General features: G+C 58.2%; 11 protein-coding genes. 6 read left to right on the top strand and 5 right to left on the bottom strand.

What is annotated here, in order from left to right:
• Nucleotides 1–55: 55 nt before the first annotated feature.
• The 3 genes from proX to FJU08_RS00600 all read right to left on the bottom strand — a co-directional run bounded on the left by proX (nt 56) and on the right by FJU08_RS00600 (nt 3,354).
• The gene (proX, locus tag FJU08_RS00610) at nt 56–1,057 is read right to left on the bottom strand and encodes a glycine betaine/L-proline ABC transporter substrate-binding protein ProX (RefSeq protein ID WP_141147041.1); all 1,002 of its coding nucleotides are present in this window, start codon (nt 1,055–1,057) and stop codon (nt 56–58) included.
• Nucleotides 1,058–1,201: 144 nt separating this feature from the next.
• Nucleotides 1,202–2,113: an ABC transporter permease gene (locus tag FJU08_RS00605; protein WP_141147040.1), complete on the bottom strand. Its 912-nt coding sequence runs from the start codon at nt 2,111–2,113 to the stop codon at nt 1,202–1,204.
• A gap of 14 nt (nt 2,114–2,127) precedes the next feature.
• Nucleotides 2,128–3,354, bottom strand: a complete 1,227-nt coding sequence (locus FJU08_RS00600) for a quaternary amine ABC transporter ATP-binding protein (protein WP_141147039.1) — start codon at nt 3,352–3,354, stop codon at nt 2,128–2,130.
• 446 nt (nt 3,355–3,800) lie between these two features.
• Here FJU08_RS00600 and FJU08_RS00595 point away from each other — a divergent pair, with 446 nt between their 5' ends.
• The 3 genes from FJU08_RS00595 (at nt 3,801) to FJU08_RS00585 (ending at nt 6,840) form a co-directional block, all read left to right on the top strand.
• Nucleotides 3,801–4,454: a J domain-containing protein gene (locus FJU08_RS00595; RefSeq protein WP_141147038.1), complete on the top strand. Its 654-nt coding sequence runs from the start codon at nt 3,801–3,803 to the stop codon at nt 4,452–4,454.
• A 71-nt stretch (nt 4,455–4,525) separates the two neighbouring features.
• Nucleotides 4,526–5,866: a dGTP triphosphohydrolase gene (gene dgt / locus FJU08_RS00590; protein WP_210245168.1), complete on the top strand. Its 1,341-nt coding sequence runs from the start codon at nt 4,526–4,528 to the stop codon at nt 5,864–5,866.
• The gene (locus FJU08_RS00585) at nt 5,863–6,840 is read left to right on the top strand and encodes a mitochondrial fission ELM1 family protein (RefSeq protein WP_141147037.1); all 978 of its coding nucleotides are present in this window, start codon (nt 5,863–5,865) and stop codon (nt 6,838–6,840) included. The genes dgt and FJU08_RS00585 overlap by 4 nt, the downstream gene beginning before the upstream one ends.
• A 222-nt stretch (nt 6,841–7,062) precedes the next feature.
• On the opposite strand, the gene uvrB is transcribed toward FJU08_RS00585, so the two are convergent.
• Nucleotides 7,063–9,840: an excinuclease ABC subunit UvrB gene (uvrB, locus tag FJU08_RS00580; protein ID WP_141147036.1), complete on the bottom strand. Its 2,778-nt coding sequence runs from the start codon at nt 9,838–9,840 to the stop codon at nt 7,063–7,065.
• Here uvrB and FJU08_RS22645 point away from each other — a divergent pair.
• The 3 genes from FJU08_RS22645 to FJU08_RS00570 all read left to right on the top strand — a co-directional run bounded on the left by FJU08_RS22645 (nt 9,839) and on the right by FJU08_RS00570 (nt 12,703).
• Nucleotides 9,839–10,039 carry a hypothetical protein gene (locus FJU08_RS22645; protein WP_181409698.1) on the top strand — a complete coding sequence of 67 codons (201 nt, stop codon included), beginning with the start codon at nt 9,839–9,841 and terminating at the stop codon, nt 10,037–10,039. The two genes, uvrB and FJU08_RS22645, sit on opposite strands and share 2 nt — an antisense overlap.
• Before the next feature lie 113 nt (nt 10,040–10,152).
• Entirely contained in the window at nt 10,153–11,523 is a 1,371-nt protein-coding gene (locus tag FJU08_RS00575; protein WP_181409697.1) for a DUF1800 domain-containing protein, read from the top strand.
• Between the two features lie 10 nt (nt 11,524–11,533).
• Complete coding sequence (locus FJU08_RS00570; protein ID WP_141147034.1) at nt 11,534–12,703, top strand: DUF1501 domain-containing protein; 1,170 nt, start codon at nt 11,534–11,536, stop codon at nt 12,701–12,703.
• A gap of 8 nt (nt 12,704–12,711) precedes the next feature.
• On the opposite strand, the gene FJU08_RS00565 is transcribed toward FJU08_RS00570, so the two are convergent.
• On the bottom strand, nt 12,712–13,560 hold the full coding sequence (locus FJU08_RS00565) for an RDD family protein (RefSeq protein ID WP_141147033.1): 849 nt from the start codon (nt 13,558–13,560) through the stop codon (nt 12,712–12,714).
• Nucleotides 13,561–13,605 lie beyond the last annotated feature (45 nt).

Below are 13,605 nucleotides of genomic sequence, written 5' to 3'. Positions count from 1 at the left end.
TGGATCCAAAACACCGGGCAACGCTCGTTGTTATCCGATGTTTCAGACGTGATTGTCAGTTTGCGGCCGCGCGGGCTGCATCGAGCCAGCCATCAACCTGTTCCTGATGGGCCTTGATCCAGGCGGTCGCCTGAGCCTTCACGTCATCATCGCCATTATTCATGGCGGCATTCTGCGCAAAGATATCCTGAAGCGGGATCGAGGCTGCCTGCAGCAGAGCATCGATGGCCGGATTGGCTTCCTTGAACTTGGTATTGATCACCGGAACAATATCGTTGGCGACGAAGCCCATGGAGCAGGGATCGGCGACGCAGGTATCAAGGCCCTCAGCCGGCGCCGGCATGTCGACGCCATCCTTCTGCGGGACTTCGATCCACATGACATCCTTGCCGGGCTGAAGCTCGTTCACGGTCCAGTTCGGCGTCCAAGTGTAAAACAGAATGTGTTCACCATTCTGATAGGCGGCAATCGCATCGGCCATGGAGGCGGAGTATCCAGCCTTGATCGCTTCGATGTCATCATTGAGATCGAAGTCGTTCAGCGTGTCGGTGATGGTGACCTCGCAGCCCCAGCCGGGAGGGCAGGCAACCAGGTCGGCACGGCCGTCGCCATCACGGTCAAAGGCCTTCTTGACTTCCGGGCGCTTGAAATCATCCAGCGTCTTGATACCGAATTCATCGATGGCCGCTTTGTCGACCAGATAGCCCTGCAGCGCGCCGCCAACGGCAACAGCACCATCGACTTCGGCATAGCCTTCAAAGGTCGGCTTGTAGGTTTCATGCAGGGGGAACCAGCCATTGACCCAAAGATCGACATCGCCCTGCGACACCGCCTGGTAGAAAGCGGCTGCGTCAAGCGTCATCGGACCGCTGACATCATAGCCGAGATCTTCAAACATCTGCTTGTAAATTTCAGCCTGAAACCAGCCGGTATCCCAGGTTGCCTGAGCCATCTTGATGGTCTTGCCGGCGCCCGGCTGGTCGGCAGCCATGGCCGGAGCCAGTGAGGCCAGCGACAATGCGAGCGCTGCACCGATCGTGGTGAGTTTGAGGTTCATGAGTGTCTCTCCGTTTCGTTCGTGTTGCGGCATTGCCGCCGGGAGGGGCGGCAACACGTTTAGAGCGGGATCGGAGATCCCTTGGGATGGCAGCGCCATCCATATATGCGGCAGCCACCGCGGTGGCTGCCGAAATTCTGGCCCTCAGGCTTCGCCGGTCTTCTGGCCGCGCACAAAGGTGGCAAGCGCCTGCCACAGCGTCATACGGTTGGGCGAGCCCGGTTCAGCAAAACCTTGCGTGATACGATCGAGCACGATTGCAAGGATAACGATGCCGACGCCACCCGCTGTTGCCCCGCCGACATTCAGCCGTCCGAGCCCGGTATTGACGACCTGGCCAAGACCGCCTGCGCCAATCAGCGCGGCAATCACCACCATCGACATGGCGAGCATCAGGGTCTGGTTCAATCCGGCCATGATGGTGCGCATCGCCAGCGGAATCTGCACTTCGATCAAGGTTTGTGAGCCGGTCGCGCCAAAGGCTTCGGCCGCCTCGATCAGATCCTTGCGGACATTGCGAATGCCGAGATTGGTCATGCGAATGATCGGCGGCAGGGCGAAGATAATCGTCGCAATGATGCCCGGCGCCATACCGACACCAAACAGCATGACGATCGGCACGAGATAAACGAAGCTCGGCACGGTCTGCATGATATCCAGGATCGGCCGGATAATCTTCCAGCCGGTATCGCTGCGGGCGACAAGAATGCCGACGGGAACGCCGATAATCGTGCAGAACAGTACCGATGTGATGATCATCGCCAGTGTCGTCATCGTATCCGGCCATAGCTGGATAAGATCGACAAACAGGAAACCGAGCACGGTGATGATGGCCATCGAGCGGCCGACGACGCGCCAGGCAATCAATGCAAAAATCAGCATTGTCACCAGCATCGGCATCCAGTTGAAGAATGCGTCGAATGCGGTCAGGACCTCATTGACCGGCACTTGCAGCGCCCGGAAAAATGGCCGGAAATTCGGCACCAGAAAGCCGCGGACGAAGTGGTTGACCCAATCGTCGAAGGGAATGGTGAGATAGTCGGAAGGATCGAACATATAAGCTCCTGAGATTACTCGGCGACCTTGCCGGCGGGGGCTGCGGGGTCACTTTCCGCGCTCTCCTCATCGGCGGGGCCACTTGCCAGCTGCTCGAAAATCTGTTCCTGCGATACAACGCCGACGAGCTTACCGTCTTCATTGGTCACGGCCATGGGAACGCCAGTCTGGGCGGCGGCGTAGACTTCGTTGAGATAGGCCTCTTCGGCAACCACGGGGGGCTCGGCCTGCATGATGTCACGCACGGGCGTGAGTTTCGAACATTCCATCGCATCGGAGCGGATCAACAGCCCCACCGGAACACCGGCGCGCACCACATAAGCAAGGTCGCTTTTCTGTCGGTCCATGACCTTCAGCGCGTCTATAGCTGTCGCATCGGCATTGACCCAGGCTGCATCGGAGGCAATGTCGGAAACCTTGAAAACGCGCGAACGATCGATATCGGCGACGAAGGCGCGCACATAATCATCGGCCGGTTCGGACACGATCTCCTGCGCGGTTCCCACCTGTACAAAGGCGCCGTCCTTCATGATCGCAATCCGGTCGCCGAGGATCATCGCCTCATTGAGGTCATGGGTGATGAAGATGATGGTCTTCTTCAGCTCGCGCTGCAAAACGATCAGCTCATCCTGCATTTCGCGGCGAATAAGCGGGTCGAGCGCACCAAATGGCTCGTCCATCAAAAGGATCTCCGGGTCATTGGCGAGACCGCGGGCCAGGCCGACGCGCTGCTGCATGCCGCCGGAAAGCTGATCCGGAAGGCTGTCGGCGTAGGCATCAAGCCCGACCTTCGCCAGCGAATTCAGCGCAGCTTTGTTACGCTCGTCACGCGCAACGCCTTTCAGCTTCAGGCCGAAGGCGACATTCTCCAGAACTGTTTTATGCGGAAACAGAGCGAAGTGCTGGAAAACCATAGTGATTTTCTTTCGCCTTACGTCACGCAAAGCGTCTTTTCCGCACGAGGCGACGTCGGTATCTCCAATCACAATCTTGCCCGAGCTCGGGCGGATCAGGCCATTCAGCGTACGAACAAGCGTCGACTTGCCGGAGCCCGACAGTCCCATGATCACGAAGATTTCACCTTCATTGACCTCAAAACTGACATTGTTGATACCGACGGTAACGCCGGTTTCCCGGAAGATTTCTTCCTTGGACTGTCCACTGGCAAGTCGGCTTGCACCTTCCCCCTGCTTGTCATTGAACAGTTTCGATACGTTCTGAGCACTCAGTTTAACGTTCATGCACATCCTTCGCCCGCATTGCCGCAATATTGCGCGTCAATGACGTGGCCAGTTTGATTGTTGTCGGCGCAAGGTCCCGGAAAGGGCCGGGAAAACGCACGTAAAACGGCACGGCTTTGCAGGAGAAAGCCGACGGGTTCAAAACCCTTTGCAGCGCTGAGGCTTTTGCGCCCGCTGCCATCAGAGACGGCAAATGCTGCAAACCGTAAGGATCAAAGGCGATCCGCGTCGCGAAATGACAGACGTCAAAACATGTAAATAGCGACTGCCGCTGTTTAGAATTATGGCGAAGGAATGTCAAATCACGGCTTTGGCGTCATAAAACGGCCCACTCGTAAGGCAATGAAATCCTGGCCGTCAAACGTCGGTCGAAATGGCAGCAATCTGCATGCGGCCGCTTTGCGTCTTGAACCCGGCAGGACGGCGCGCTAGTGGAAGAGCACAAAATGGATCTCGAAGCGGGTGGAATGTTGATCGACCCTTATGAAGTACTTGGTCTTGAGCGCAGTGCCGATGAAAAGGCAATTCGCACAGCCTACCGGCGCCTGGCAAAAGAGGCGCATCCAGACAGCGGCGGCGACGAAGAACAATTCGCCCGGCTGCAGGCATCCTATGACCTGTTGAAGGATCCGGTTCGCCGCAAGATCTTCGATGATACGGGTTTCGACCCGGAGCTGTCCGACCCGAAGGATCTGAAAGGTCTGATGCTGCTGGAACCGCTGGTCAACGAGATGATCCTTGATGATCGCGAACCGGGCAGTTTCGATCCGGTTGCAGCAATGCGCCGCAAGCTGTCGGACGACATCCTCAAGAACCGGTTCCATATCCTGGAGCTTGAACGTCACCGCACACGGGTACGCAAGCATCTCGACAGGCTGGCGCGCAAGAAAAACAAGGCCGGCGGCAGCGACGTGCTCGGCTCCATGCTGAGAGCGCGCACCGAGTCGATCTCCGAGGCCATTCACAGTGCCGAGCAGCAGATCGAGTTCATCGAGCAGGCCTATACCATGCTGGAGGGTTATGCCTATGAACTTCAAAGCGATGATGAAGCGGATGACGGCTATTCGCTTGAAGCGCCATCCGGCAAGGCCGCCGAATAAAACGGTCTGGTGACCGGTTGCGGGCAGGGGAAGCTTGAATGATTGACAAGAACAGGACGGGGTTTTGAGACATGGCGCATGTGATGGAGTGGGACCGGCTTCTCGATCTTGGCAGGCTTGGCCATCCATCCTACCGGCACCAGCCCCACCGGCCTGCATTCGATCAGGATGCCGACCGGATTTCCTTTTCCGCGCCGTTTCGCCGCCTTGCCAACAAAACCCAGGTCCATCCGCTCTACGATAATGACCACATTCACCACCGTCTGATTCACAGCGTCGAAACGGCAAGTGTCGGGCGCTCGCTCGGCATTGATGTCGGCAATTTCCTTGAAGAACAGGGCCTGATCGGCGCTGGCGAGCGTATGGTGCTTGCCGGTGTCGTTCATGCGGCCTGCCTTGCGCATGACATCGGCAATCCGCCCTTTGGCCACTCGGGCGAAGATGCGATCGGCGCCTGGTTTTCTGCAAGATTTGATGCCGGACGCGGTCTGTTTGCTGACCGGCAATCGGTCTTTGCCGAGGAATTCGAAGCATTTGAAGGCAATGCGCAAGGGTTTCGGATCCTGACAAACCTTGAAATGTATCGTGGTGATGGCGGCATGCGGCTCACCCATGCAACGCTTGCGACCTTCAGCAAATATCCGGTGACAGCGCGGCGAAGAACGACGCTCACGGAGCGTTATTGCGGCCTGAAGAAATTCGGCATCTTCGAAAGCGAAGCGCGAAATTTTGAGAGCGTGGCGGAACGAACCGGTTTGATCGCCGAGGCGACGCCGGATGGCGCCCCCTGGTGGCGACGCCATCCGCTAGTCTTTCTGGTCGAGGCTGCTGACGATATCTGCTACAATATCCTCGATCTCGAGGACGCTTTCACATCGCGTGACTTGGGTTATCATGAGGTCTTGGACCTTCTTTCCGACCTGGCGGGGCGCGAACCGATTGCTGGCAATAGCGAGGCTGAAAACATTGCCTTTCTTCGCGCCATGGCGATAAGTCAGTCCATCGCGGCAAGTGTCGAGGCGTTTCGCACGCATTATGACGCGATCATGGCGGGTACTTTCTCGGATGCGCTGATTGATGCTTCAGAGCTCGGAGAGCGCTTCGATAAAATCGCAACGCTTGCCAATACACGCATCTTCACCTCGCCCCGTAAAACCGAACTGGAAGTCATGGGCCGCAATGTCGTGCATCAGGTTCTGGACGGGCTGATGCCCGTTTTTGATGCACTTTCTGCGGCCGACTGGAAGGTAGAAGACTTGAAATCCTATCCGCAGCAACTGGCTCGTGCCACGGGCATCGACCTGCGAAATGTAAGCGATACCTATACAGCGCTGCATGCCTTGTCTGACTATGTTTCCGGCATGACGGATCGCTATGCGGTGAAAATTGCCCAGATGGTGCGTGGCGCATGACGGTTTCAGCACATAAGCTTCAGGGCAAGACAGCCTGGCTGCTGACCGATGGCAAGATCGGGGACCGGGTTCAGTGCCTTGGCGTTGCCAACCGGCTTGGTGTTTCCGTTGTCGAAAAGACCATCCTGCCAGGGCCCCCCTGGGAGTGGTTCATGCCTGCCGGGCCCATTCCGCCAGGCCACCGGCCAAGCGTGCCGACAAGCCCGATTGCGCCGCCATTTCCTGATCTTGTCATCGCGTCGGGACGACGGCTGGTCGCCTATCTGCGCGCAATCAGAAAGGCCTCTGCCGGCAGGACCTTTACCGTTTTCCTCAAGGATCCGCGCCATGGAACGTCCGATGCCGATCTGATCTGGGTGCCGGCACATGACCGACTGCGCGGTGAGAATGTCATCGTCACCGACACGGCACCCCACCGCCTGACACGTGAAGGGCTGGACCAAGCGCTTCAGTCGCAGGACTGGCCCTTCATGCAACTGCCGTCGCCGCGTCTTGCGTTGATTCTCGGCGATCCGCTGTCGCGCGCCAGCAACCGGCAAACGGCGTTGGCAACGTTTCTCGATGCCGTCCGTCAGGCCCTGCCTGCTGTCGGCAGCGTGGCTGTGGTGACGTCACGACGCACGCCGGAAGATCTGATCGGCGCTGTCAGAACCCTGCTTGCAGATGTTCCGCACTGGATCTGGACGGGCGAGGGGGAGAACCCCTATCAGGCGCTTCTGGCCGGCGCCGACTATCTTGCGGTGACTGCAGACAGCCATAATATGGTGGGTGAGGCGCTCTTCACCGGCAAGCCGGTTTTCACCATTCGTCCTGAGGGCATAAATCCCAAACTCGAACATTTCCTGGAAAGTCTTACGAAGAAGGAACTTGTGCGCTCGCTTTCAGGCAAGATCGAGCCCTATTCCTATGAACCGGTTGATGCAACCGTGGCCATTGCTGCAGAGATAGAGCGGGCATTTTCAGATCGATCGTAGCGTAAAGCGCTGCTGCTCAAAGCAGCGCCAGATCTTTTGTCGGCCAAAACCAAAACGGTCGCTCGATTGATGGCGAAAGGCGCGGCGTGGAGACTGGCTTGCCTCCAATACCAGCAATGCTTTCGGCCAGCTGGTTCCGCCTTTCAAGACAAGAGAGCTGGGGCCGCTCAACATCGAAATGAAACAGGGCAAATCCCTGTCGCATAGCCGTAGCAGGCGTATTTATTGTCCCGGCTTTCCGGTCTTGCCACTGCGCCGCCCACGTGCCTTGGATTCGGCCGGATCCTCATAGCTGCCAGCACCGATCTTGCCACGCTTCACCGGCTTTGCATCGCCTCCTGCAGGCTTTTCCGTGCGTCCCACCGTCATCTCATCCAGTGTATTCTTGCGGAACAGCGGTTTGGCGGTGTCGGTTCCCGGCCCCATGTCATCAAGAGACGGCTTGGCAAAATAGCCCGATGCAGATTTGCGCGTCTCGGCACCGCGCGCTTCCTCCTTCGCCATCGGGTCGTCCATATTGGCAAGCTCAGCCGCTTTCAGCCGCTTGATCTCATCACGCAGGCGCGCCGCCGTCTCGAAGTCGAGATCGGCCGCCGCATCGCGCATATTCTTCTCCAGCGCATCAAGGTGAGCCTGAAGGTTGTTTCCAACCAGATGGCCTCCGGCAGCGAAGCCCTTGCCATCCTTGCCGCCGATATCGGCGCGGACGTGATCCTTTTCGTAGACGGAATCGAGAATGTCGGAAATCTTGGCCTTGACCGATTCCGGCGTGATGCCGTGCTCCTCATTATAGGCGAGTTGCTTCTCGCGCCGTCGCGCGGTCTCGTCCATTGCGCGCTGCATCGATCCGGTGATCTGGTCTGCATACAGGATGACCTTGCCGTCGACATTTCGCGCTGCGCGACCGATGGTCTGAATGAGCGAGGTTTCCGATCGCAGGAAACCTTCCTTGTCTGCATCGAGAATGGCAACGAAACCGCATTCGGGAATATCCAGTCCCTCGCGCAGAAGGTTGATGCCGACAAGTACGTCGAAGGCGCCGAGCCGCAGATCGCGAATGATCTCGATCCGCTCCAGCGTATCGATATCGGAATGCATGTAACGCACCCGAACACCCTGTTCGTGCAGATATTCGGTGAGATCTTCGGCCATGCGTTTGGTCAGAACGGTGACCAGCGTGCGATATCCCTTCTGCGCGGTCTCGCGAATCTCTCCCAGCACGTCGTCGACCTGCGCCTTGGCCGGGCGAATTTCCACCGGCGGGTCGATCAGGCCGGTCGGGCGGATGACCTGCTCGGCAAAGACGCCGCCAGCCTGCTCCATCTCCCAATTGCCGGGCGTCGCCGATACGGCAACCGTATCCGGGCGCATCGCATCCCATTCCTCAAAGCGCAACGGCCGGTTATCCATACAGGAGGGCAGGCGGAAGCCATATTCCGCCAGCGTCGCCTTTCGCCGGAAGTCACCGCGATACATACCGCCTATCTGCGGGATCGTGACGTGGCTTTCATCGATGAAAATCAGCGCATTGTCGGGAATATATTCAAACAATGTCGGCGGCGGCTCCCCTGGGCGCCGACCGGTCAGATAGCGGGAATAGTTCTCGATACCGGCACAGGATCCCGTCGCCTCCATCATCTCCAGGTCATAGCGCGTGCGCTGTTCCAGCCGCTGTGCTTCGAGCAAACGTCCAGCTTTTTCAAGTTCTTCCAGGCGCTGCTTCAACTCTTCCTTGATCGCCTTGATCGCTGCATTCAGGGTTGGCCGCGGTGTCACATAATGCGAGTTGGCATAGATTTTGACAGATTTCAGATCACCGGTTTTCTGCCCGGTCAGCGGATCGAATTCGGTGATCTGGTCAATTTCGTCACCGAACATCGAAATGCGCCAGGCCGCGTCCTCAAGGTGGGCCGGAAAGATCTCGATCGTATCGCCGCGAACACGGAAGGAGCCGCGCTGAAAATCCATGTCGCGCCGCTTATATTGCTGGGCCACGAGATCGGCTAGCAATTGGCGCTGATCGAGCACATCACCGACCTCCATCTGAAAGGTCATCGCCGTATAGGTTTCGACCGAACCGATACCATAGATGCAGGAAACGGAAGCGACGATAATACAGTCATCACGCTCAAGAATGGCGCGTGTTGCCGCGTGACGCATGCGGTCGATCTGTTCGTTGATCGAGGATTCCTTCTCGATATAGGTATCCGAGCGCGGCACATAGGCCTCGGGCTGGTAGTAATCGTAATAGGAAACGAAATATTCCACCGCATTGTCGGGAAAGAAGTTCTTGAACTCCGAATAGAGCTGCGCTGCCAGTGTCTTGTTGGGCGCCAGGATGACGGCAGGGCGCTGCGTCTCCGCGATGACCTTCGCCATGGTGAACGTCTTGCCCGATCCGGTCACGCCCAGCAGAACCTGACTGCGCTCACCGGAACCCAACCCCTCGACGAGATCGGCGATTGCCGTCGGCTGATCGCCTGACGGCTTATATTCCGTCACCATCTTCAGCGGAATTCCGCCTTCCGATTTCTCGGGCCGCTCGGGACGGTGTGGCGTCCAGATCTTGCCATCCTTGAACAGCGGATTGCCGCTCTCGATCAGTTTTGAAAGCGCATCCACGGTCGCTGTAACGGCACCGGTCGCAAGCGTACCGGCTTCTTCGAGTGAAACATCGACACCGGCAACCGGATTGAGACCTGCGGCAGCGCGTGTTTTGGGGTCATTTGAAGCGCCAAGCGAAACACCGCGCGCGGTCCGTCCCGCTGTCGGGTTTTCCCGGCCGCCACGCGTGCTGGCACCATCGGAAGCACGGGCACGATGCTTGCCGGCGCGGGAGGCGAGTTTGCGCTGAGAATCCGTCGCTTCGGCTTCCGCTTCGCGCTCAAGATCTTTCACCCAGTCGCTGACGGAACCCTCAAAGGGTGCCGCCTCAAACGGGGCCTGAGGCGCTTCCTCAAAGCCGTTATCAGGTACTGGTTTCTTTGGTGATCTGGCCATGACCGGAATATGGACGCTTCCCCGCAAAATTGGAAGAGCCCGCCCGGCAAAAACAGAACGAAAACGGAACTTCGATCCTGAGCAGCTGATCTCACATCAGCCCCAGACCGGACAAAGCCTGGAAAATCCGACGCTCGGGCGAATTTTAGCCGCAGTGCAGCAAATTGCCATGAACCTTCTTCATTTTCTCCACATTTAAACTGTAACCGTTAGCGAACGGTGCAGCAAGATTGCTGGCGTACGCCAGTTCAACCGATTCTTAATCGGTGCGCCTGCACGATGACTGCGACACAGGGCCGGATTTCAAAGCAGATGCATGATAGTCAAGTCACCATCGCCGCCATTCGCTTCGGCTACGGGTTGCCAGCAGATCATGGCAAGTTCGGCAGCCCCCAGTCTATCTTGCAAATGGCACATACCGTTGCGCGCACCCGGGCGTCATATCCCGTTGGCGGCATTGATAAGCGCAAGCGGGAGTTGAATAGCTATGTCGGGCAATTTACGGCCCGCCGCCAGCACCAATTGCAGGACGAAAGCAACAGGGAGGCGCTTCGTCAGCTCCGCGTCACCGCTTCGCGCACAATGGAACAGGACCGCGTGATGATGCTGCGTGATGCAGTCATGTCATCCGATGGCTTTGGCCAGCGACTTGTTCGCTTCTGGTCGGATCACTTCAGTATAGCCAGCAGCAAGGCGCCGGAGCTCCGTCTGATGGTTCCATTATTCGAGGCTGAGCGCATCAGGCCGAATATCGCCGGGTCCTTCGCCATGCTTCTGCGCGCCGCCATACTTGACCCGGCCATGCTGATCTATCTCGATCAGACGACATCCATGGATCCAGATTCCCGCGCTGGGCAAAAACAGGACCGGGGCATCAACGAAAATCTCGGGCGAGAGCTTCTGGAACTCCATACGCTTGGGGCTGGCAGCGGCTACACGCAGGATGATGTGCGCCAGGCGGCTTATCTGCTTGCCGGACTGACAGTCGAGCGCCCGAAAATGCGCGCTGTTTTCGATCCGTCACGCAGTGCAGCGGGGCCATTTACCATAATGGGGCGTCGCTACGCGGCCGACGGGCACAATCTTTCCGATATTGATCGCTTTCTCACCGATCTTTCGGTCGCGCCGCAAACCGCCGAAACCATTAGCCGCAAGCTGGCCGTTCATTTCATATCCGACCAGCCGGATGAGCAACTGGTTTCCGCCATGACGCAGACCTGGGTCGAAAGCGGCGGCGCGCTGGATCAGGTCTATTGGGTGATGCTGTGTCATCCATCTGCGTGGTCACCCGAATTTGGCAAGGCAAAACAGCCCTGCGACTATCTCATATCATCGCTGCGTGCCCTGACGGTCAGTCGCAGGACACTTGCCGGCAGCGATATTGACCAATTATTCAACGAAGCGCTTCCATCAATGGGGCAGGACATATGGGATCCGCCAAGTCCAAGGGGATTTGACGAGGACCGCGAGAGCTGGATTACCGCACATCAGCTGGCGGCGCGGCTGCAGCTCGCACAACAACTGACACGGCATATCAATTCACAAATCGAGCCTGCTCAGCTGGCTGACAATGCGCTGGGACCGCTGACATCAGCGACACTTGAGAACGTTATCGCTCGTGCACCAAGCCGTGAGGCTGCACGGCTCGCCATTCTGGCATCCCCGCAATTCAATCAGCGATGAAGGATGATCAATGGATGTTGTTACGAATAGCAGCCGCCGCGCCTTTCTCACCGGTGCCTGCTCTCTCGCTGCCCTGCCGCTCACCAGCCGGTTCGCGCTGGCGAAGGGGGAGGGCGAAAATCGCTTCGTCGCCATTGTTCTGCGCGGCGCGATGGACGGGCTTGATCTGGTTCAGCCCTATAGTGATCCGCGGCTGATTTCCCTTCGGCCAGAACTGGCGCTGACACCCGATAAAGGTTTGCTGGACCTCGATGGACGCTTCGGTCTGCATCCGGCCGCAAAAGAGCTTTATCCACTGTTCCGGTCACAGGAACTGAGCTTCGTACATGCTGTTTCGACCCCCTATCGCAATCAGCGCAGCCATTTCGATGGTCAGGACATTCTTGAAACCGGCGGCAGCAGCCATGCCGAAAGCAGCGGCTGGCTGAACCGTGCGGTTGGCCTGGTGCGTGGCGGTGATATTCGCGCAATTGATGTTGCGACCGGCGCTGACCTCATCCTTCAGGGCAATAGCCCCGCGGAAATCTGGTCGCCGCGCGACGGCATCGGCATGTCGGGTGACGAGATTGCCATGCTGCAGCACCTGTTTTCCAGCGACCGGGACTTTGCTGCCGCCTTCCGTCAGGCACTGGACGCCGATCAGAACACCCGTTCCATTTTCGGCAAGGGCAAGCCCGGCGCTTCGACAATTGGCCTTGCCCGCATGGCCGGCAGCTTCTTGAAGGATGAATATCGCATGGCAGCCTTCTCGGTGCTGGGATGGGATACGCATGTCAACCAGAAGCAGCAATTCGACAGCGCCACGGACACGCTGGCGAACGCCATTGTGACATTGAAGCTGACGATGGGAGAAGCGGCATGGCGCCACACTGCCGTGATCGCAACAACCGAATTCGGCCGCACGGCCCGCCAGAACGGGACGGGCGGCACGGATCACGGAACCGGCAGCTGTGCCATTCTGGCGGGCGGCGCGATCCCCGGCGGCCGCATTATCACCAACTGGCCCGGACTGAAGGATGGTGACCTTCTCGATGATCGCGACCTGAAGCCGACTGCCGACGTCCGCGAAATCTTTGCGCTGATGCTCGCCCGCCAGTTCGGGATCTCCCGCAGCACGCTGGCCAACACCGTGTTTCCCGGACTCAGCTATTCCGCCATGGAAACGCAGTTGAACGGTTAAGTTCAGCTTCAGTTGCGCGCCACGACAAAACTGCCGCACATGGCATCGTGATACATGCGGCCGCGCCACAATGTCAGCGGGAAGACCCACCAGACGAACAGAACCAGAATGGTAGCCGAACCGGATAGCAACGAGAGGCCAAGGGCGCGGCTCGGCGTGGCAATCACGTCCAGCATTGCCACAGCCTCGGCAATCGAATGGATCTCCGGCGCAGCTCCCGACAGGACGAACTGAATGACAGCAAAGACGCAGATTGGCCAGAATTTCAGATATTCACGCTTCACGGAAACAGCAAAACCAATGGATTCCGGATGCTTTTCATAGGGCTGGCGGGTGACGATGAGGGAGAGAACACGCTTACCCGGCGTCCAGCCGAACAGCCCCGTGGCAACAGCAAAATAGAGCGGCAGAAAAGCGATATCGAGCAGGCTGGTCAGGCGGTCTGCAAAGGGAGGTGGAAAAATCGGCGTCCCGGCGGCATCGGTCTGGATCGAAACCGAGCGCGTCTCATCGGTTCCATCGCCACCCTTCCGGGTTTCGGTGACCACGACATAATATTTCTTCGCCATGAAAACACTGTCGACAATACAGCGTTGTGCTTTGAGGCCATCGCCGCCGGCATCAGGCCAGAGCGATTCAATATCGCCGGCAATGGCTGGCACATCGGTACTGGAACAGGTTCGGCTGTTCAGAAATGACGTCCCAAGCGCCGGCTGCAGCGCGGGCAGCAGAAAGCCCACGGCCCCCACCAGAAAGGTGAACAGCACCGAATAGATCAGGCTGTCGATGATGAAAGCCCCCGTCCGACGCAGGAAAAAGCGGGGCAGGCCGGATTTTGGCGGCGTTGTGGCAGGCATCAGGTCGTTCCGATTCGTCACATTGGCTGTATTTACAAGCTGTAA

The organism is Martelella alba (assembly GCF_006516955.1).
Taxonomy (GTDB): Bacteria; Pseudomonadota; Alphaproteobacteria; order Rhizobiales; family Rhizobiaceae; genus Martelella; species Martelella alba.
Note: the sequence above shows the minus strand (reverse complement) of the source record. Positions and strands in the feature narration are given on the sequence as shown.